At 69.4% G+C, this 18,879-nt stretch carries 19 protein-coding genes and 1 tRNA gene; 8 read left to right on the top strand and 12 right to left on the bottom strand.

Annotated features, from left to right (window positions below; genetic code table 11):
• Window positions 1–504 precede the first annotated feature (504 nt).
• From GXY85_09040 to ffh, 5 genes are all read right to left on the bottom strand, one after another.
• Window positions 505–579, bottom strand: a tRNA-Gly gene (locus GXY85_09040).
• A gap of 121 nt (window positions 580–700) precedes the next feature.
• Window positions 701–1,099, bottom strand: coding sequence for a 50S ribosomal protein L19 (gene rplS, locus GXY85_09035; GenBank protein NLW50966.1), 399 nt, complete (start codon window positions 1,097–1,099; stop codon window positions 701–703).
• Entirely contained in the window at window positions 1,092–1,826 is a 735-nt protein-coding gene (trmD, locus tag GXY85_09030; protein NLW50965.1) for a tRNA (guanosine(37)-N1)-methyltransferase TrmD, read from the bottom strand. The genes rplS and trmD overlap by 8 nt, the downstream gene beginning before the upstream one ends.
• A 56-nt stretch (window positions 1,827–1,882) precedes the next feature.
• Entirely contained in the window at window positions 1,883–2,131 is a 249-nt protein-coding gene (gene rpsP / locus GXY85_09025) for a 30S ribosomal protein S16 (protein ID NLW50964.1), read from the bottom strand.
• Between the two features lie 33 nt (window positions 2,132–2,164).
• A complete protein-coding gene (ffh, locus tag GXY85_09020) occupies window positions 2,165–3,568 on the bottom strand; it encodes a signal recognition particle protein (GenBank protein ID NLW50963.1) in 1,404 nt (467 codons plus the stop codon).
• 384 nt (window positions 3,569–3,952) lie between these two features.
• On the opposite strand from ffh, the gene GXY85_09015 reads away from it, so the two are divergent.
• Complete coding sequence (locus GXY85_09015) at window positions 3,953–4,498, top strand: CDP-alcohol phosphatidyltransferase family protein (protein NLW50962.1); 546 nt, start codon at window positions 3,953–3,955, stop codon at window positions 4,496–4,498.
• A gap of 298 nt (window positions 4,499–4,796) precedes the next feature.
• Here GXY85_09015 and GXY85_09010 read toward each other — a convergent pair whose 3' ends face one another.
• From GXY85_09010 to GXY85_08985, 6 genes are all read right to left on the bottom strand, one after another.
• Window positions 4,797–6,032 carry a GGDEF domain-containing protein gene (locus tag GXY85_09010; protein ID NLW50961.1) on the bottom strand — a complete coding sequence of 412 codons (1,236 nt, stop codon included), beginning with the start codon at window positions 6,030–6,032 and terminating at the stop codon, window positions 4,797–4,799.
• Between the two features lie 350 nt (window positions 6,033–6,382).
• On the bottom strand, window positions 6,383–7,846 hold the full coding sequence (locus GXY85_09005; protein NLW50960.1) for a serine hydroxymethyltransferase: 1,464 nt from the start codon (window positions 7,844–7,846) through the stop codon (window positions 6,383–6,385).
• On the bottom strand, window positions 7,795–8,748 hold the full coding sequence (locus GXY85_09000; protein ID NLW50959.1) for a pyruvate ferredoxin oxidoreductase: 954 nt from the start codon (window positions 8,746–8,748) through the stop codon (window positions 7,795–7,797). The genes GXY85_09005 and GXY85_09000 overlap by 52 nt, the downstream gene beginning before the upstream one ends.
• Before the next feature lie 39 nt (window positions 8,749–8,787).
• The gene (porA, locus tag GXY85_08995) at window positions 8,788–9,960 is read right to left on the bottom strand and encodes a pyruvate ferredoxin oxidoreductase (GenBank protein NLW50958.1); all 1,173 of its coding nucleotides are present in this window, start codon (window positions 9,958–9,960) and stop codon (window positions 8,788–8,790) included.
• Between the two features lie 6 nt (window positions 9,961–9,966).
• Window positions 9,967–10,260: a 4Fe-4S binding protein gene (locus GXY85_08990; GenBank protein ID NLW50957.1), complete on the bottom strand. Its 294-nt coding sequence runs from the start codon at window positions 10,258–10,260 to the stop codon at window positions 9,967–9,969.
• A gap of 4 nt (window positions 10,261–10,264) precedes the next feature.
• Window positions 10,265–10,846: a pyruvate synthase gene (locus tag GXY85_08985; GenBank protein ID NLW50956.1), complete on the bottom strand. Its 582-nt coding sequence runs from the start codon at window positions 10,844–10,846 to the stop codon at window positions 10,265–10,267.
• Window positions 10,847–11,115: 269 nt separating this feature from the next.
• On the opposite strand from GXY85_08985, the gene hflX reads away from it, so the two are divergent.
• The 5 genes from hflX to yidD are packed head-to-tail and all read left to right on the top strand — an operon-like array spanning window position 11,116 to window position 14,870.
• Complete coding sequence (gene hflX, locus GXY85_08980; protein NLW50955.1) at window positions 11,116–12,450, top strand: GTPase HflX; 1,335 nt, start codon at window positions 11,116–11,118, stop codon at window positions 12,448–12,450.
• Window positions 12,451–12,495: 45 nt separating this feature from the next.
• Complete coding sequence (locus GXY85_08975) at window positions 12,496–13,587, top strand: FAD:protein FMN transferase (GenBank protein ID NLW50954.1); 1,092 nt, start codon at window positions 12,496–12,498, stop codon at window positions 13,585–13,587.
• Window positions 13,587–14,270 carry a hypothetical protein gene (locus GXY85_08970; protein NLW50953.1) on the top strand — a complete coding sequence of 228 codons (684 nt, stop codon included), beginning with the start codon at window positions 13,587–13,589 and terminating at the stop codon, window positions 14,268–14,270. The genes GXY85_08975 and GXY85_08970 overlap by 1 nt, the downstream gene beginning before the upstream one ends.
• Window positions 14,270–14,644 carry a ribonuclease P protein component gene (gene rnpA, locus GXY85_08965; GenBank protein ID NLW50952.1) on the top strand — a complete coding sequence of 125 codons (375 nt, stop codon included), beginning with the start codon at window positions 14,270–14,272 and terminating at the stop codon, window positions 14,642–14,644. The genes GXY85_08970 and rnpA overlap by 1 nt, the downstream gene beginning before the upstream one ends.
• Window positions 14,631–14,870 carry a membrane protein insertion efficiency factor YidD gene (yidD, locus tag GXY85_08960; GenBank protein ID NLW50951.1) on the top strand — a complete coding sequence of 80 codons (240 nt, stop codon included), beginning with the start codon at window positions 14,631–14,633 and terminating at the stop codon, window positions 14,868–14,870. The genes rnpA and yidD overlap by 14 nt, the downstream gene beginning before the upstream one ends.
• Window positions 14,871–14,879: 9 nt before the next feature.
• Here the strand turns inward: yidD and GXY85_08955 are convergent, their stop codons facing one another.
• The gene (locus GXY85_08955) at window positions 14,880–16,580 is read right to left on the bottom strand and encodes a HEAT repeat domain-containing protein (GenBank protein ID NLW50950.1); all 1,701 of its coding nucleotides are present in this window, start codon (window positions 16,578–16,580) and stop codon (window positions 14,880–14,882) included.
• Between the two features lie 263 nt (window positions 16,581–16,843).
• Between GXY85_08955 and GXY85_08950 the strand changes: the two genes are divergently transcribed.
• Entirely contained in the window at window positions 16,844–17,722 is an 879-nt protein-coding gene (locus tag GXY85_08950; GenBank protein NLW50949.1) for a TIM barrel protein, read from the top strand.
• 35 nt (window positions 17,723–17,757) lie between these two features.
• On the top strand, window positions 17,758–18,597 hold the full coding sequence (locus GXY85_08945; protein NLW50948.1) for a M55 family metallopeptidase: 840 nt from the start codon (window positions 17,758–17,760) through the stop codon (window positions 18,595–18,597).
• Window positions 18,598–18,879: the final 282 nt, after the last annotated feature.

Below are 18,879 nucleotides of genomic sequence, written 5' to 3'. Positions count from 1 at the left end.
GGGCAACCGAGCAGAAGGCTTGAAATCCGGGAGGGAAAACGCTCCAATGTCAGTCAACTACCATACATAAACGGGCTGGTTTTGAAGTGACCACCCGTGGCCGGTTTTGAAGTGACCGGTGACATCGCCACCGAGCGATCCCACCAGCTGGGCCCAATCAGGCATTTCTGCGCCTCCTCCCAACTTGCCCCCCCCTGCAGGAGGGGCATCTCTTGAAGGTCAGTTTAGCCTCTCTCTTCAAGCCTTCTCAATCTACGTCGCCATCAGGCCACCGGGGGTCGTCGCGGCGGATGGTGCCCTTGAGGCGGAGAACACGACCGTCCACTTCATCCAGATCCTCATCCGCTGTTTCACCCAGATCTTCACCCACTTTCTGTCCGGCGCTGTCCGGTGCTGTCCGCTAGTGGCCGGATGGAGGGCGACACGGGCTCGGAGGGAGGAGTCAGAAGCTCGCGGGGGTGGCCGCCACAGACCGCCTGTGTCCGGTCCTGTCGGCTTATGGCATGGAGCGGGCGAAGGGATTCGAACCCTCGACGTCCAGCTTGGGAAGCTGGCATTCTGCCACTGAATTACGCCCGCTCCGTTACCGGCGATTGTAGGCCCGACGCCACCGCGTGTCAAGCCCGGCGATGTATCCCATGCAACGAGGGCGTCGGAGAGCCAGAACGGGCCGCCGGCCAAGGCACACGGGACGGCGGCGCTACCTGGCGACCTTGTCCTCGGGGCGCTGCCGCAGGTCTTCGCGGAGGCGCGCGGAGCGGCCGCGGCGCTCGCGCAGGTAGTGCAGCTTGGCCCGGCGCACGCGCCCGCGCCGCACGACCTTGATGCTCTGGATGCTGGGCGAGTGGAGCGGGAAGACACGCTCGACGCCCTCGCCCTGGACGATGCGCCGCACGGTGAAGGTCTCGCGGATGCCGTCGCCCTTGCGGGCGATGCAGGTGCCGGTGAAGACCTGGACGCGTTCCTTGCCCGCCTCGCGGATGGTGACGCCCACGTCGAGCGTGTCGCCGACGTGGAAAGGCGGGATCTCGGCCTTCATCTGCTCCTTTTCAATGGAGGCGAGCAGTTCGTGGGCTGTGGGCTGTTTCTTGTCAGGCATCGTGTGTCTCCGGTTCACTGTCGATGTTCTTCAGCAGGTCCGCCCGTCGGGCGCGGGTGCGCTCTTCGGCCTGCGCGCGGCGCCATCGCGCGATGGCGGCATGGTCTCCGCTGAGCAGGACGTCGGGCACCTTCCGGCCGTCGTATTCGGGCGGCCGCGTGTAGTGAGGGTATTCCAGCCATCCTTGTGCAAAGCTGTCCTCCCGGGCCGATTCCTCGTCGCCGAGGACGCCCGGTACCAGGCGGACAATGGCGTCGATGATGGCCATGGCCGCCGCCTCGCCGCCGCTGAGCACGAAGTCGCCGAGCGAGACCTCCTCGACCGGCAGTCCCAGACGGATGCGCTCGTCGAATCCCTCGTAGCGGCCGCACAGGAGCAGGATGCGCCGCTCGTGGCTCAGCTGGTCGGCCAGTGCGTGGTCGAACCGGCGCCCCTGGGGCGTCAGCAGCAGGAGGCGCCCGGGCTCCGTATCCATGCCGCGCACGGCCTCGTAGCAGCGGTAGACCGGCTCGCAGCACATCACCATGCCGGGGCCGCCGCCGTAGGGCCGATCGTCCACCTTGTGGTGCCTATCCAGGCTGTAGTCCCGGATGTTGTGCAGGTAGTAGGCGGCCCGGCCCTTCTCGCGCGCGATGCCGAGCATGCTGGATTCCAGGAACGGCTCGAAGACCTCCGGGAAGAGGGTCAGCACGTCGAACCTGAGGGGCAACCGACCCGATGGCGCCATACGGTGCTCTCCCGGGGCCCGCACGGGAGGGTCTGGCGGCCTCCCGGCCGGACCGGTCAGACGCCGACGCCCTGTTTGCGCAGGATCTGCGCGACGGTCTCGGTCGGCTGGGCGCCCTTGCTGAGCCAGTATTCGACCCGTTCGCGCTTGAGCTGGACCTTGTGCTCGTCCTTCTCCTTGTGCGGGTCGTAGGAGCCGAGGTATTCGATCGGCTTGCCGTCGCGGCGGGTGCGGGCGTCGAAGGCGCCGATCCGCCAGTAAGCCTTGCCCTTGCGTCCTGTTCTTGTCAGCCTGATCTTCACCATAGTTGCGTGTGTTCGCTCTCCGGTCAGGGGCGTCTACCGCCGCTTGCGGCGTTTGGTCGCCTTTCGCGCGCGGCGGGCGGCGCCCGGCGGCGCTCCGGCCAGCTGGTCGAAGCCGGCCGGCATGCTCTGCATCAGCGCGTCGACATCGCCGCGGCTGAGTTTGCGCATCATCTTCTTCATCTGCTTGAACTGCTTCAACAGCTGGTTGACGGCCACCGGCTCGGTCCCGCTGCCGCGGGCGATGCGCTCGCGGCGGCTGGCGCTGATGATGTCCGGGTGGGATCGCTCGGTTTGCGTCATGCTGTTGATGATCGCCTCGACGCGGTCGATCTGCCGCTCGTCGAATCCCTCCATCTGGTCCATCTTCGAGCCGATGAAGGGCAGGTGGCCGAGGAGGTCGCGCAGGGAGCCCATTCGACGGATGGTGCGGATCTGCTGGCGGAAGTCCTCCAGGTCGAACGTGGCGCGGCGGAGCTTCTCCTCGAGTTTCTGGGCGTCTTCGTCGTCGATGACGGCCTGGGCCTTCTCGACCAGGCCGACGACGTCGCCCATGCCCAGGATGCGGTCGGCCATGCGGTCGGGGTAGAAGGGCTCGAACTTGTCGAGCTTCTCGCCGAGGCCGACGAATTTGATGGGCTTGCCCGTGACGGCCTTGATGGACAGGGCGGCCCCGCCGCGCGCGTCGCCGTCGAGCTTGGTCATGATGATGCCGTCGATCTCGAGGCTGCGGTTGAACTCGAGGGCGCTGTTGACGGCGTCCTGGCCGCTCATGGCGTCGGTGACGAGGTAGATCTGGTCGGGTTTGGCGCGCTCCTTGAGCCTGCGCAGTTCCTGCATCATCTCTTCGTCGATGTGCAGGCGCCCGGCGGTATCGAGGATGACGGGGCCAAGCCCCTCTTCGGCGGCGCGGAACCGGGCCTTCATGGCGATCATGACGGCGTCGGCGTTGCGGTCGCTGACGACCGGCACGTTGATCTGCCCGCCGAGTATCTCGAGCTGGTCGATGGCGGCGGGGCGGTAGATGTCGGCAGCGGCCAGGACGGGCGAGCAGGAGTATGTGTGGCGCAGGTACTGGGCGAGCTTGGCGCAGGTGGTCGTCTTGCCGCTGCCCTGGAGGCCGCAGACCATCAGGACGGTGGGGCCGTCCTGCTTCATGGGCACGGCCGTATCGACGGGGCCGATGAGGGCGGCGATCTCGTCGCGGACGATCTTGACGATCTGCTGGGCGGGGTTGACGCCCCGAACGACCTTCTCGCCGACGGCCTGCTCGCTGACTCGCTCGATGAAGCCCTTGACGACCTTGTAGTGGACGTCGGCCTCCAGGAGGGCCATGCGGACCTCCTTGAGCCCGTCCTGGATGTTCTTCTCCGTCAGGAGCGGGCGGCCCCGCAGCTTGCCGAAGAAGCCCTCGAGTGAACTGGTCAGCGTCTCAAACAATGTTCTGTTCGTTCCGGAAGGCGGAGGCTACACATCGAGGCCGGCCATGGGGCCGACGGCGACCGCTGCAGACAGCGGGCCCTGCGCACACACGAGGCCCCCGCCGGCACGGTCCAATGGATTATAGCAGAACGCGGGGGCAGTTCAAGCGGAAGTCGAACGCGCCCGGCCGCTTCCCCTTTGCGGCCAACGGGTTAGGGGGCAGGGGGCAGGGACGACGTCCGTGCCCTTGCAGGCGGCGACGGCGGATGGTATAAGGGCGCCGGCGGCGGCGCGTGCAGGCGCCGCCTGCCGACCCCAGCCGGGCCGAAGTCGCTCGCGCCCCGTCGCCTGCAGTCCGTGCCCTCGCATGTGCCGAACGACCGGCCTCAGAAGGAGGCGCCGTTGTCCAAGCTGGTGCTCGTCAATCTCCTCACGGGATCGCGCCTGGCCCTCGCAGTGCCGGTGGCCGTGCTGACGTTGTGGTCACGGGACCGGAGCTGGGCGATCGTGGCGTCCACGATCCTGATCATCGCCATCGAGGTGTCCGATCTGGCGGACGGCTACGCCGCCCGTCGCAGCCGGACGGTGAGCAAATTCGGGAAGCTGTTCGACCCCTATGCGGACAGCGTGTCGCGGCTGGTCGTGTACTGGTCGCTGGCGATGATCGGCCGGTGCCTGGCGTTCGTGCCGCTCGTCATGGCCGTGCGGGACGTCACGGTCTCCTACTCGCGCATCGTCATGACGGAACGCGGAGGCGACGTGAGCGCCCGGCGCACCGGCAAGCTGAAGGCGCTGGTGCAGGGGACGTGCGGTGCGGTGCTGATGGCGGGGCCGCTGTATTGGGGCCGCTGGGAGCAGACGTTCGTGATCGGGCTGAGCTCGGCCGTCGTGGCCATCACCGTCCTGAGCATGCTGGACTACGGCCGCGCGGCGTTGCGCGCGCTGTAGTCACAGCTCGACGGGCCGTCCCTGGCGGGCCGACTGCTCCATGGCCGGCACCGTGCGGGTGACGCGCAGGCCGTGCATCGCAGGCATCTCACGGTAGTCGGAGGACCGGGCTGGCCGGCGTAGGCATTCAGGTGCACCTCGCCGAACGTGCCCAGACCCACCACCCCCACGCGCGACGCGTCCATGGGCAGTCTCCCTCCGGACCGGTCACCGGGAGTCTGCCGCGGACGGACAGGCAGGGACAGCGGGGAACACGACGGACCGGTGTGCGACGGGCGCGGCGCAGGGCGGACCGGCGTCAGTAGGCCGCCCAGGCGGCGACCTGGACACGGACGCCGGCGGCGGACAGCTTTCTGACGCAGCGACGTTCCAGGATGCCCGAGCCGATCACGTCGGTGACCAACAGCGCGCCGGCGCCCCTGTCAACGAAGGCGCCGACGGCGGGCTCGACGCTGCGCGTCTCGGGGCCGCTCGTGTCGGCCCGCATCACGTCGCGATAGGGAACGCCCAACTGCTTCGCGACGGCCTCGGCCAGACGCCGTCCGGGCGTCACGCGCGTTCCGGCGGCCGGGGGGGTGGTCACAAAGTCCACCCACTGCACCTCCGCCTTCCCGTCGAGCATCCGCACGATGTCGCTGACCATCGCTTCGAGGAACTCGCCGTCGGCGGGCGACCGCTGCCAGAGCGTGAACCCGCCCCGCGCCTTCTCGCTCAGGTTCTGCCATCGGTGCACGGCAAAGGCCCCGAGGGTGACACGCGGCACGTGGTAGGCCGTCTCGTCGGCCTGCCCTGCCCCGTCGGGCAGGCGCCCGTGAACACTGGCCTCTTTGGCACACCTGACCGTCTCGTGCAGGGACGAGTGGTCGGGCAGATAGGCCGCGACGCTGACGTGTGCCTTCAGCCCGCCGACCTCGCCGCGGTCCCCGAGGTTCAGCGAGTAATCGGCCACGGCGACCCGCAGGGCCGCGGCCAGCCGATCGGTCTCGGCGTCCGTCGCGCCCGGAAGAGCCAGCAGGAACTCGTCGCCCCCGAGCCGACCGACCAGCGCACTGCCCGGCGCCGTGCGGCGCAGCAGGTCCGCGATGTCCTGCAGGACGACGTCGCCCATCGACTGCCCGAACTCGTGGTTGACCCTGTCCAGGTTGGCCAGGTCCACGTCGATGAGACGCACGCGCCGGCCGAATTGCTCGACGTCCAGATCGTATTCCTCCAGGGCCGTGATGAGGCCCTTGCGGTTCAGCAGGCCGGTCAGCGGATCGGTCATGCCGTTGCCCACCGTGTGAGCGGACCGGCGCACGGCCACGTACGTGAAGACCGCGTAGGCAGTCACCACGAGCGACCAGGCGAACAGCCCCCACGTGAAGATCTTGACTCCCACGGGGAGGTTGCGCACGAACAGCATGCTGGTCAGCAGCAGAAGCCCGCTCAGGCCAAGACTGCTCAGCAGGGTCCTGCGGGACCCGAAGACCGCCGGCACGCCCCCAGCACCGGCCCCAATCCCGTCCGCAACTGCAAGCTGGAACGGAACGCTCATCGTAGGCCCTCCCTCCACCGCCCCCGGGCGCACGCGCCCCGTCCGGGATCGCGCGCAACGGCCTCAGGCATAAGAACAACGGACCCATCCGGGGCGGCGCACCACACGTACACCTCTCCCCCATATTTGCATGGTACCACAGACCGTGCGTCAATGCAAGGAAATTATGTGGCATCCGGGGGCCATGGGGGGCAGACGGGGGTGCGTGCCGAATCCGGCGGTCGCGGGGTTCCTGCGGGCATGCACAGGGACAGCCGGCGCCCCGGCGGCCCTCAGCAGCCCGTGGAAGGAGTCTTCTTGTGTGGCACAGGCGCCCTGCCCGCCGGGGCGGGCGGGCCTCCTGCGGGCCCTCAGGGGATCGGGAAGCGCTCGCAGAGGTCCAGCACCTGGGGCTTGAGCGCGTCGGCCGCCTTCGCGGGGTCGGGGGCGAGCAGTATCTCGGCGATCCAGCGGGCCACCTGCCGCACGTCCGGTTCGGTCAGCCCCCGGGTGGTCACGGCGGGGGTGCCGATACGGATGCCGCTGCCCTCGGACGGCTTGCGCCGGTCGTACGGGATCGCGTTCTTGTTGAGCGTGATGTGGGCGCGTGCGAGCACGTTCTGGGCTTCGATTCCGCTCAGGCCGTTCTCGGTCAAGTCCACCATGAGCATGTGGTTGTCCGTGCCGCCGCTGACGAGGGAGAACCCCGCCCCGGCCAGTTCGTCGGCCATCGCGCGGGCGTTGGCCAGGACCTGCGTCTGGTATTGGCGGAACTCCGGCGTCGCGGCCAGCTTGAAGCAGACGGCCTTGCCGGCGATCACGTGCATCATGGGCCCGCCCTGGATGCCGGGCATGACGGCGCTGTCGATGCTGTGCGCGTGCTTCTGGCGGGACAGGATGAAGCCTCCGCGGGGGCCGCGCAGCGTCTTGTGGGTGGTGCCGGTGATGAGGTCGGCGTGCGGGATGGGGCTCGGGTGCAGTCCGGCGGCGACCAGGCCGGCGATGTGCGCGATGTCGGCCAGGAGGTAGGCGCCGACCTCCTCGGCAATGGCTCCGAACTGCCCGAAGTCGATGGTGCGGCTGTATGCGCTGGACCCGGCGATGATCAGGGCGGGGTTGTGCTGCTGGGCCAGGCGGCGCACCTGGTCGTAGTCGATGAGGCCGGTCTCGCGGTCCACCCCGTAGCTGGCGGCCTCGTAGAGCTGCCCGCTGAAGCTGCGGGGATGCCCGTGGGTGAGGTGGCCTCCGTGGGCGAGCGACATGCCCAGCACCTGCGCGCCGGGGCCGAGCATGGCCATGTAGACGGCCATGTTGGCCTGCGATCCGGAGTGGGGCTGCACGTTGCCGTGTTCCGCGCCGAACAGATGGGTGATCCTCTCGACGGCCAGTCCCTCGGCGTCGTCCACGCGCTCGCAACCGCCGTAGTAGCGCGCACCGGGGTAGCCCTCGGCGTATTTGTCGGTCATCACCGAACCGACGGCCTCCCTGACGGCCGGGGGGCAGTGATTCTCCGAGGCGACGAGCGTCAGGTGCTCACGCTGGCGTTGCATCTCGCCGTCGATGGCGCGTGCGATGTCGGGATCGATCGCGTGCAGGCTCACACGGCACTCCTTCTGCTTGATGGCTGCGGCGGGGCATGGAAGGGGCCCCGGCGCCTTGCGGGGGCGCGGGCATGTTAGCGCATCGGCGGGGGCGGGGCAACCTTCCGATGCTCCTCCAATGAAAAGCCCCGGCAGGCACGTGCTCCCCACCGGGGCTGTGGAATGCAGCACACGAGAGGCGCTCAGTCCGCCTTTCCCGCATCGAACGACTCCATGGCCAGCAGGCGCTCCCATCTGCGGTCCACGTCCTGCTGGATCTCCTCGATCATGTGCTCGTTCTGCGGCGCGAACAGGTGGCGGAACCGGCCCTGGCTCTTGAGCCAGTCGGTGACGGGCTTCTTCTCACGGGGCTTGTAGCTGACCTTCGTGCGGCCGTCTTCGATCTCGAACAGCGGCCAGACACAGGTCTCGGCGGCCAGCTTGCAGATCTCGATCGTCTGCCCCGGCTCGTAGCGCCAGCCGCGCGGGCAGGGGCTCAGCACGTTGATGAACGTCGGGCCCTCGACGGCGACGGCCTTCTGCACCTTCTGCATCAGGTCGCGCCAGCGATGCGGCGAGGCCTGCGCCACGTAGGGCACGCCGTGGGCGGCCACGATGGCGGTCAGGTCCTTCTTCTGCTGCCCCTTGCCGGGCGACTGCTTGCCGGCCGGCACGGTGGTGGTGAAGGCGCCCTTGGGCGTCGCGCCGGAGCGCTGGATGCCCGTGTTCATGTACGCTTCGTTGTCGTAGCAGATGTAGGTGAAATCGTGGCCCCGTTCCAGGGCGCCGGAGAGCGACTGCAGGCCGATGTCGTAGGTGCCGCCGTCGCCGCCGAAGGCCAGGAAGACGATCTCCTTGTCCAGCTTGCCCTGCCGCTTCAGAGACCGGTAGGCGGCCTCGGCGCCACTGACGGTGGCGGCGGCGTTCTCGAAGGCGTTGTGGATGAGGGGCACACGCCAGGCGGAGTTCGGATAGACGGTCGTGCTGACCTCCATGCAGCCGGTCGCGATGCCGACGGCCACGCGGGCGCCGTCCTGCTGGGCGGCGAGCAGCACCTGCCGCAGGGCAACCGGGCCGGCACATCCGGGGCAGGCGGCATGGCCGCCGCTCAGGAGGTCGGGCATGTTGCAGAGTTCTTTCAGGTTCGTCGTGGGCATTTATCGCCTCGCTTCTTCTGTATGCCGCGAGTTGCGGACCTAATCGCGCAGCCCGATGTAACGGACGACCGGCTCGGCCGGCGCCAGATCGCCCGCCTCGGTCAGGGAGCGCAGCACGCCCCGGGCGTCGTCCAGGCTCAGGTCGCGTCCGCCGAGGCCGTAGATGAAGTTCATGGTCGGCGTCCGGCCGCCGTAGAGGGCCGAGCGCACCTCGTGATAGAGCGGCCCGCCGAGACCGAACGAGACGGCCCGGTCGACCACGCCGACGACGGCGGCGCCGGCCAGCGCCTCGCGGACCTTCGCGAACGGGAACGGCCGGAAGCTGCGGACCTTCAGAACGCCGCAGCGGATGCCCTCGGCCCGCAGGTCGTCGACCGCCTGCTTGGCCGTGCCCATCGTGGAACCGAGCCCGACCAGGACCACCTCGGCGTCGTCGCAGCGATAGGCGTCCAGCAGCCCGTAGGAACGGCCGGTCAGCTTGCCGTATTCGCGCCCGACCTCCTCGATGACGGTCAGGGCGTTGGCCATGGCGTCGATCTGCTGCTTCTTGAACTCGAAGTAGTAGTTCTGGAGCGCGAAGGCGCCGAACGTCTGCGGATTGTCCACGTTCAGCAGGGCGTCGGCGGGCCGGTAGGTGCCCAGGAAGCCCCGCACGGTCTCGTCGTTGGAGACCTCCAGGGACTCCAGCGTGTGGCTCAGGATGAAGCCGTCCAGACAGGACATCACGGGCAGGCGCACGTCGGGGTGCTCGGCGATGCGGACGGCCTGGATGGTGTTGTCGTAGGCTTCCTGGCAGTTTTCGCTGTAGATCTGAATCCACCCGCTGTCGCGGGCGCCCATCGTGTCGCTGTGGTCGCAGTGGATGTTGATGGGGCCGCTGAGGGCGCGGTTGACGACGGGCATGGCGATCGGGCAGCGGCAACTGGCGGCGATGTAGAGGATCTCCCACATCAGGGCCAGGCCGTTGGCGCTGGTCGCCGTGCACGCGCGGGCGCCGGCGAGCGAGGCGCCGACCGCCGCGCTCATGGCGCTGTGCTCGCTCTCGACGGGCACGAATTCGGTGACGACTTCGCCGTCGGCGACGTAGGCGGCGAATTTGTGCATCATCTCTGTCTGGGGAGTGATCGGGTAGGCCGCCACGACGTCCGGGTTGATCTGCTTGAGGGCGTAGGCCGCCGAATCATTCCCCGTCAGTGCCACTCGTTCAGCCATGGTGGCTCATCCTTTCCTCTCGTCCGGGGACATGTCGCTTTCGAGCTTCATCTCGATCGCTTTCACGGGACAGACGGCGGCGCAGATGCCGCAGCCCTTGCAGTGGTCCAGATCGGTGCCCACCTTCCGGCTGTCCTCCACCAGGATGGAGCTGTCAGGGCACATGACCCAGCACATCATGCAATGGGTGCACTTGTCCAGGTCCGTCACGGGCACATAGGTGCGCCAGGAACCCGTGAAGAGGTCGTGCATGCTGCCGGCGGGGGCGATGGCGCCGGGCTTCATCTCGCCCTTGTTCATGAGTCTAGCCATTCTCGCCTCTCACCTCCTCGGCGGCGCGCCGTACGGCGCGGAAGTTGCCCTCGAGCATCCCCTCGCTCAGCTTGCCGCCGAGCTTCTTGCGGATGTCCTTCTCGATGTGCGCGACGTCCGTCACGCCCGTGACGGCCACGAGGGCCCCGATCATCACCGTGTTCGGAATCGGCCGCTTGATCTCCTCGATGGCGATGGTCGTCGCATCGATCGTGAAGACCTTGCCGCCTTCAAGCTTCAGCAGGCTGCGGACCTGCTCGGGCGACTTGCGGGTGTTGACCAGCAGAACGCCGTCCTCGCTGAGCCCCTCGGAGACGCCCTGCGTTTCCAGCAGCGTGTCGTCCAGGACCACCACGATGTCCGGGTAGTAGATCGCGTCGTGCATGCGGATGACAACGTCGTCGATCCGCGTGTACGCCTTGATCGGGGCGCCTTCGCGCTCCGCACCATACTCGGGCGCAGCCTGGGCGTACTTGCCGGCCTCGACGGCCACTTCCGCCACCATGGCGGCCGCCGTCTTGGCACCCTGGCCGCCCCGGCCGTGCCAACGAATTTCAAGGAGCTTGTCGCTCATGGACACATCCTCGCAAGGGCTATGGAACAGCCTGCCTGCTCCCGGCCTTTCGGCGGGCACAAACGGGGAGCACTGCATTGTTTCACAACCGCCCTGCCCTGTCAAGGGCCGCAGGGCGCCGATGACTCTCCTTCTGTATAGATGTTCGGCCTCAACGCCTCCGACCAAAGCCTCCGGAGCCGTCAGGTGACCGCGTCGTTGTGTCGTCCTATAATAGTCTACGAGGTCGGACGGCGCGAACGCCGTCCCAGCCACAGGCGGGGGAACACATGGGCGAGCCGAGAAGGACGGACCTGGAGCTGCGCGCCGAGCGTGCCGTACTCGTGCAGGTGGCCGATTCGCGCAACAGGTCGGAGGCCGACGTGACGTTCGCCGAACTGGAGAACCTGACGCAGACGGCCGGGGCAACCGTCGTCGGCCGTGTCCGGCAGTTCCGGAACCTGCCCGACCGCCGCTACTACGTCGGCAGGGGCAAGCTCGAGCAGCTCCAGGAGCTCTGCCGAGACGCCGAGGCCGAGGTGGTCGTCTGCGACGACGATCTCTCGCCGTCGCAGGTCCGAACCCTGGAGGAGACTCTGGCCGTCAAGGTGGTGGACCGCAGCGAGGTGATCCTGGACATATTCGCGGCGCACGCGCGCACGAAACAGGCGCAGCTCCAGGTGGAGCTGGCGCAATTGGAATACGAGTTCCCGCGCCTCAAGCGCATGTGGACGCACCTGGACCGCACGGCCGGCGGCACCCTGGGCGGCCCGGCCGGAGGCGGCATCGGCGTGCGCGGACCGGGCGAGAAGCAGCTCGAAGTCGACCGCCGCATGGTCCAGCAGCGCATCCACGACCTGCGGCAGGAGCTGGAGGGCGTGCGCCGGCGCCATCACGTGGAGGCGCAGGCCCGGAACGAACGCTTCCCCTCGGTCGCCCTGGTCGGCTACACCAACGCGGGCAAGTCCAGCCTGATGAACGCCCTGACCGGCGCCGGCGTGCGCGTGCGCGACCGCCTCTTCGAGACCCTGGACACCCGCACGCGCCTCTGGCGGCTGCCGCAGGGCCGGGAGGTCCTTCTGAGCGACACCGTCGGGTTCATCCGGAAGTTCCCTCACCACCTTGCCGAGTCCTTCCACGCCACGCTCGAGGAGACCCGGGAAGCCGACCTGCTGCTGCACGTCGTCGATGCGTCGGAGCCCGACTGCGAGCGGGAGATGGACGCCGTCAACAAGGTGCTGGCACAGCTCGGGAGCCTGGACAGGCCGACCATCTGCGTCCTGAACAAGATGGACGCCGTACGCGATCCCTCCGTGGTGGCTTTGCTGAGGAGGCAGGTCGGCGCGGTCGTCGCCACGAGCGCGCAGACCGGCGAGGGGCTCGACGAGCTGGCCCTCCGGGTGGACGGGCACGTCGGCACCGCCGAGACCGTGCTGCAGGTGGACGCCGCGGCCGGCAACGGCCGGCTGTTCGCGTTCCTGCACGAGAAGGGCCAGGTGCTGGAGCAACGTTCCGACGGTGACCGCCTGCGGCTGACCGTCCGGATACACCCCCGGCACGTGGACGCGATTCGGCGGCTGGGCGGCGTGCTCGCCGGGGAGCCGGCGGTGGAGCACGCGGAGTAGCCGTCACCTCGGGCACGGCGGGCACGGCAGCGGGACACCTCGGAGATGGAGAAAGCGGGTCACAGGCGGGCGGTGGTCCTGGCAGCCCTGGCCGGCGTTGCGGCCCTGGCCGGCATCCTTGCGCTCGCAGCCGGATGGACCGGCCCGAGGCCGGCCGCCGGCTCGAACGAGCGAATGCACGTGCGCACGCGTGCCGGCCGCCCGGGGCGGTTCGAGACGTCGTTCCAGGTCATGGGCACCGACGCGCGCTTCGAGGTCGCGGCCCCGGACGCCCGGGCCGCCGAACGCCTGCTGGCCCCCGCCGTGGCGCACACGCGGCAGGTCGAGGCCCGGATGAGCACCTACCGCCCCGACAGCGAGGTGAGCCGCCTGAACCGCCACGGCCACCCCGGCCCGGTGCCCGTCTCTGAGGAGACCGAGGCGGTGCTGCTCCGGGCCGCGGACGTGTCCCGCAGGGCCGGCGGCGCCTTCGACGTGACCTACGCGCCCTTGCGCACCCTCTGGCGCACGGCGGCGGCCCGCGGCGTGCCGCCCACACCCGACCAGATCGAGCGGGTGCGTGCTCTCGTCGGCTGGGAGAAGCTCCGCGTCGAGCCGGGCGGCGCACGGTTCGCGGTGCCGGGCATGGAGATCGACCTGGGCGGCATCGCCAAGGGATACGCCATCGACCGGGCGGTGGAGGCGCTCCAGGCGGCCGGCGCGGCAAGCGGCCTGGTGGACATCGGCGGCGACCTGCGCACGTTCGGCACCCCACCCGCGTCGGGACACTGGGCCATCCGGGTGCGGCGCGCGCCGGACGTCGCCGAGGAATGGGTGCTGAGGGTGGGCGCCTGCGCCGTGACGACCAGCGGCGACTACGCACGCTGGTTCCGCGTCGGCGACCGGCACTACTCGCACATCATCGATCCCCGCAACGGCCGCCCGGTGGGCAACGTGCCGAGCGCCACGGTCGTGGCGCCGGACGCGACCCTGGCCGACGGCCTGGCCACGGCCATCAGCGTGCTGGGGCCTGCGGAGGGCGTGCGCCTGGTTGACGCGCTGCCCGGGGCGGAGTGTATGATACTGGAACGTCGGCCGGACGGCGGCGTGGAGGTGCACATGTCGACCGGCTTCGCCCTGCTGCTGGAGGGCTCGTGATGGCCTCGATCGCCGAGTGGCACGTACGACCGGAGGAGTTGAACTACCGCGTCCTGCAGGCCGATCCGCTTCGTGTCGGGGTCGACCAGGCGGCGACGGCCGTGCGGCGCTTCCTCCTCCATCGACGGCCGGGTCTGGGGCAGGCGATCCGCGTCTCCGCCGGCGGCCGGGACGTCGTCCTGCGGGCCGAAGGCGAGGCGCCGGAGCAGTTGATCGAGGAGGCACGCGAACTCCTGGGCCTCGACCGCGCGCCGGCGGCCGAGGAGGAGATCGAGGTCGACCCGGCGGAGTTCGCGGTCGAAGTCGTCCCCGAGGCCCTGACCGCACCGCACTTCGAGCGCGAGGTCCTGCGCAGCCGCGTGCGCTGCTTCCCCTATCCGGAATGCGAGTGGTTCTCCATCAGCACCGGCCTGCTGACCCTGACCGACCGGCACGCGCTCTACGAGCCCGAATGGCTCATCATGGGCGACCAGGGGGCGGAGCGGGGCGAGACGACCTTCATACCGCTCTCGGAGGTGCGGGAGTGCTACCGCGGGGAGTGGTGGGACGTCCCGTGCCTGATGATCCGCACCGACCGCGCCGTGCACCGGTACGGCTGGCCCGCCGAACGGGGCGAGCTGGAGCTGATCTTCGACGTCGACGAGTGGCTGGGGGCGCTCCGGACGCTCCTTGGAGGGCCCTGATGCCGGAGTTCGGCTTCCCAAGGCAGGCGCGCCTTCTGACCGAGGGCGACTTCCGGCGCGTCTACACCGGGCGCGCACGGCGTCTGCAGGAACCGCCCCTGCGCGTCTGCGCGCTGCGCCGGGACGAAGGCGGCAGCCGCCTGGGGCTGTCCATCGGGCGCAAGGTCGGCAACTCCGTCGTGCGCAACCGCTGGAAGCGCGCCGTCCGCCAGGCCTTCCGGCTGAACCGCCACCGTCTGCACGCGCCGCACGATCTGGTCGTCTCGGTCGACTGGGCGGCCGGGCCGGAGCGGGTCGGCGAGGTCGAACCGGCGCTCCTGCGGATCATCGAGCGGCTCAACGGAGGGCGGGAGGCCGACGATGACCGTCCTTAGGCTGATCGCCGCCGCGCCCACGCGCCTGACCCTGCTGGCCCTGCGGGGCTACCAGCGCCTTGTGTCCCCCCTGCTGCCGTCCGTCTGCCGCTTCACGCCCACCTGCAGCCAGTACATGATCGACGCCATCCGCAAGAAGGGCCTGGTCGTGGGGCTGTTGAAGGGCACGCTCCGCCTGCTGCGCTGCAACCCGCTGTTCCCGGGCGGCCACGACCCCGTGCGGTGAACGGCGCGCTCAGAGGCCGCCGAGCGCACGGCGGATGTAGAACAGGACGTTCTCGTGGCCGCGCGCGAACTCATCCAGGACGGGCGCCCGCTTGAAGTAGCCGCTCCGCTGACGGTTGGCCGCCAGACGTTCGACCAGGCTGCGCTCGGCCTCCTGCGCCTGCCGCAGGAAGGCGGCGGCCTCGCGGCCGCCGAGGCGCCCCAGGGCCAGGGCCGCTGTCCACCGAACGTAATCCGGGTATTCGAACACCTCGAGTCGGGCGTGCGTCTCGGCGATCTCGGCGGCGCTCAGGGCGGTCCAGTCGGGGTCGGCCCCCTGGCCGCCCAGCCGGCCGTCCTCCTCGATGGTGATGTCGGGCATCGGACGGCCGTCCGCGTCCTTCCTGGGCCGTTTCGGCTCGATGAGGTACTTGCCCAGGCGCGGGATGGCGTCCGCATGGCCGATCTCCCCGAACGTCTTGGCCGCCGCCCAGATGATCGTGGGGCTCGGGCTGCCCTCCAGGCGGGCCGTCAGGGCGGGCGCGACGAACTCGCCGGACTCCGCCAGGGCCTCCTGCGCTCCGATGCGGAGCGCCGTCAGGTCGGCCACCGCCTCGTCGCTCTTGGCCTTGCCGATGTCCTCCTCGAACTTGTCCAGCATGTCCAGCAGGAGCTTCACGCCGCTCTGCTGCTTCAGCTCGCACAGGGCGATGGCGGCACCGATCCGGATCCGGTTGTCCTGCTCGCCGTCCACAACCTGCATCAGTTCGCGGATGATCGCCGTGGCCTGGCTCGGATTGCCGCGTGCGGCCAGCGCCATGGCGCGCGCGGCGGCCACCCGCCAGGTACTCTCCAGACGCGAGTCGCACAGGTCGGCCGTCAGGCGCGCAACGCTCGGCTCGTCGCCGATCGCGCCGAGGGCCATCAGCACGTCCCGGGCCGTCGTGCTGTCCAGTATGACGTCCAGTTCGGCCCGCAGGCTCTCGCCGATCTTCTCGAGCGTCGTGCGGGCCGGCCCCCCGGCCGGGTCGGTGCGCACGAACTGCACCAGCGGCACGACGATCCGATCGGCCAGCGCCTCGGCGTTGGCCTGAGCGGCATCGCGCAGGTCGGGGCGGCTCGAGACCAGTCCGTCCAGGATGGGGCGGACGTACTTCGTGTCGCCCTCGGTCTCATAGAGCAGTCGCCCGGCGTAGACGGCCTGGACGCCCTCGCCGGCCTCGAACCTTGCCAGGAGGTACTCGGTCGCCTCCTCGAACTCCATGTCGCGCAACCCGGCGCCGGCCTCGTTGACCACCGGCAGATCGCTGCCCTCAAAGGCGCGCGCGAGCAGTTCCACCGCCTTGCTCTTCCAGACCTGGGAGAGCTTGCCCACCGCCTCGGTCGCCCGGAGCCGCACGGCCGAGTCCGGGTCGTCGATCAGCTCGCCGACCATCGTCAGGCTGTCCATCCGGCGGATGCGCGCGAGCAGGTCGGCACAGCCCATGCGCAGGTTCGGGTTCTCGCTCCGGATGGCCTTCTCGATCTTCGGCATGGCCTGCTTCTGCATGAGCAGCAGGTCCTCGACCGCCCGGCGCTGCACCTCCTTGTTGTCGCTCCCCAGCCGTTCGATGTAGTAGGCGGGGTCGTCGCTCTTCGGGCAACCGAGGAGGGCCGGCAGGAAGGCCGCCAGCGCTGCCAGCAGGCCGAATCTCAGGTGGGCGGAACGGCTGCGTGCGGTCGCGGTTCCCATGGCTCCCGGCCCTTCTTTCAGAATGCATTGGCAGACGGTGATTACATTAATGAGCCCGGAGTGCCCCGTCAAGTGTCGGAACGGCCGCGTGCCGGGTTGCACACGTGGGCGGCGCGGGGCCTCTTTCGGCCCGCCCGCCTTGATTGCGGGCCGGGGGACGGGTACCATCGGCGGTGTCCCGAGCGGTCCGCGCGGGCGGGAGCACGCGCACGCACCGGCGTCGCGCGCGCACGGACCGGCGTCGATGGATGAGGAGAGGCGCCATGAGCCGCTTCCGGATCGGCTGCGTTCCGATCACGTGGAAGAACGTCCCGCAGGACCAGGTCCTTCGGGAAATCGTCGAGTCGGGGTACGAGGGGGTGCCGGCCGGTCCGCGAGGCGGCATGACCGCCCGGGGGGTGCTCGACGAACTGTACGGCTACGGGCTGGACCCGGCGCCCACCTACATGGGCGGCGACCTGTGGACGCCAGAGGCGCAGGAACCGGCCCTGGAGCAGGCCGCGCGCCTGGCGGCGTTCGCCCGCGAGGCGGACGTCACCGAGCTGTTCATCAGCGCCGGCGGATCGCGCACGTTCGTCGGCCCCCGCGGCCTCAACCGCATGCGGGTGGCCGGCCGCGTGGAGCCGAGCGACGCCATGTCGGACGCGGAGTATCGGCAACTGGCCGACACCCTCAACCGCATCGGCGAGATCACGCGGGCCGAAGACGTGCGCCTCTGCTACCACAACCACTGCGCGTCCGTCATCGAGACGCGCGAGGAGATCGAGCGGCTCCTCTCGCTGGTCGACCCCGACCTGGTCTTCCTGGGGCCCGACACGGGCCACCTGGCCTGGGGTGGGACGGACGTCGTCGAGTTCTTCCGCGAGCATGCGGACCGCATCCTGGCCGTGCACCTGAAGGACATCGATCCGCGCGTCATGATGGAGGGACGGTCGCGGCAGTGGGACTACGCGGTCTGCCGCGAGCAGGGGATCTACACCGAACTGGGGGAAGGCTTCGTGGACTTCCCCGGCGTGCTCGAGGCGCTGCGCGCCGCCGACTACCGGGGCTGGCTGCTGGCCGAGACGGACGTGACGCAACTGCCGACGGCCTACGAGAGCGCCGTCGTGAGCCGCGACTACCTGGAGAGCCTGGGTTTGTGAACGCCGCCGCTCAGGCGGCATCAAGGAGACGGAACGTGAAGATCTTCATGCATTGGGACATGGAAGGCGCCAGCGGGATCTACTCCCGCGAGCAGGTGTGGTACTGGGAGAACATGGTGCGGCCGCAGGTCGCCGCCGAGGGGATCGACCTGATCATCGCCGATGCGAACAACGCCGCACAGGCCGCGCTCGAGGCGGGGGTGGACGAGTTGATCGTCTGCGACACGCACCACGGCGGCGGGAACTTCATCCCCGAGCGCATGCTGGCGGACCCGCGCATCACGTGGCTGTTCCGGTCGCGCGGCGAGGACAACGGCCGGATGCGCTGGATGCCCGGTCTGAACGAGACGGTCGACGGCTTCATGCTGCCCGGCCATCACGCGAAGGCGGGCACGCCGTTCGCCTTCCTGCCCCACACGCAGACGAGCAAGTGGCGCGACTTCCGGATCAACGGGATGAGCGTCGGCGAGATGGGCAGTGAGGCCTGCTTCGCCGGGCACTGGAACGTGCCCGTCTGCTTCGCCCAGGGCGACGAAGCGGCCTGCGCCGAGGCCCAGGCGACGTTCCCCGGCATCGTCACCGCGTGCGTCAAGCGCCACGTCTCCCGCGACACCTGCACCGGCCCGACGCCGGGCGAGGCCCGCGCGCTGACGGCGCACAAGGTCAAGGAGGCCGTCGAGGCACTGCGCCAGGGCCTGTGCAGGCCGTTCAAGGTCGACCTGCCGATGACGGTGGCCATCGACTTCGTGGACGTCGAGGACGCCGACAAGGCGGCCGCCCGCCCGAACGCGGAGCGGGTGGCCGAACGCACGGTGCAGTGCACGGTCGAACGCCAGGCCGATGTCCTGAAGTGGCTCTCGGACACCGGGGATTGACCCCCGGCGGCGCGGCGTCCGCTGCCGCACTTTCCGGCGGATAATAGTGCTTGCACGTCGGACGCCGGTGCAGTATAATCCGCGCTGAAAGATGCGCTCCCGATGCGTCCCGTGGACGGCACGGCGCGTAGCTGCGTGAATGGTTCGGGAGTCGGTTCGTGACTATGTCTGCCGCCTTGGAGACCTCTTGAAGTGGCAGTTCCTTGTGCGGTGAAGCGCCTGTGGGCTTTGTTCCGTCCCGTGGGTTCCCTCCCCCCGGCACCGGATGCGTGCCTTGCAGTG

It is taken from the genome of Candidatus Brocadiaceae bacterium, from assembly GCA_012728835.1.
Classification (GTDB): Bacteria; Planctomycetota; Brocadiia; order SM23-32; family SM23-32; genus JAAYEJ01.
The sequence above is the reverse complement of the archived record's forward strand: the minus strand, read 5'-3'. Positions and strand labels throughout refer to the sequence as shown.

Bases quoted from the DNA above. Each gene is read 5' to 3' on its own strand.
- rplS (NLW50966.1), bottom strand. From the start codon at position 1,099: ATGCCTGACAAGAAACAGCCCACAGCCCACGAACTGCTCGCCTCCATT.
- trmD (NLW50965.1), bottom strand. From the start codon at position 1,826: ATGGCGCCATCGGGTCGGTTGCCCCTCAGGTTCGACGTGCTGACCCTC.
- rpsP (NLW50964.1), bottom strand. From the start codon at position 2,131: ATGGTGAAGATCAGGCTGACAAGAACAGGACGCAAGGGCAAGGCTTAC.
- GXY85_09010 (NLW50961.1), bottom strand. From the start codon at position 6,032: ATGAGCGTTCCGTTCCAGCTTGCAGTTGCGGACGGGATTGGGGCCGGT.
- GXY85_09005 (NLW50960.1), bottom strand. From the start codon at position 7,846: ATGGGAGCGCCTGCTGGCCATGGAGTCGTTCGATGCGGGAAAGGCGGA.
- GXY85_09000 (NLW50959.1), bottom strand. From the start codon at position 8,748: ATGCCCACGACGAACCTGAAAGAACTCTGCAACATGCCCGACCTCCTG.
- porA (NLW50958.1), bottom strand. From the start codon at position 9,960: ATGGCTGAACGAGTGGCACTGACGGGGAATGATTCGGCGGCCTACGCC.
- GXY85_08990 (NLW50957.1), bottom strand. From the start codon at position 10,260: ATGAACAAGGGCGAGATGAAGCCCGGCGCCATCGCCCCCGCCGGCAGC.
- GXY85_08985 (NLW50956.1), bottom strand. From the start codon at position 10,846: ATGAGCGACAAGCTCCTTGAAATTCGTTGGCACGGCCGGGGCGGCCAG.
- hflX (NLW50955.1), top strand. From the start codon at position 11,116: ATGGGCGAGCCGAGAAGGACGGACCTGGAGCTGCGCGCCGAGCGTGCC.
- GXY85_08975 (NLW50954.1), top strand. From the start codon at position 12,496: ATGGAGAAAGCGGGTCACAGGCGGGCGGTGGTCCTGGCAGCCCTGGCC.
- GXY85_08970 (NLW50953.1), top strand. From the start codon at position 13,587: ATGGCCTCGATCGCCGAGTGGCACGTACGACCGGAGGAGTTGAACTAC.
- rnpA (NLW50952.1), top strand. From the start codon at position 14,270: ATGCCGGAGTTCGGCTTCCCAAGGCAGGCGCGCCTTCTGACCGAGGGC.
- yidD (NLW50951.1), top strand. From the start codon at position 14,631: ATGACCGTCCTTAGGCTGATCGCCGCCGCGCCCACGCGCCTGACCCTG.
- GXY85_08955 (NLW50950.1), bottom strand. From the start codon at position 16,580: ATGGGAACCGCGACCGCACGCAGCCGTTCCGCCCACCTGAGATTCGGC.
- GXY85_08950 (NLW50949.1), top strand. From the start codon at position 16,844: ATGAGCCGCTTCCGGATCGGCTGCGTTCCGATCACGTGGAAGAACGTC.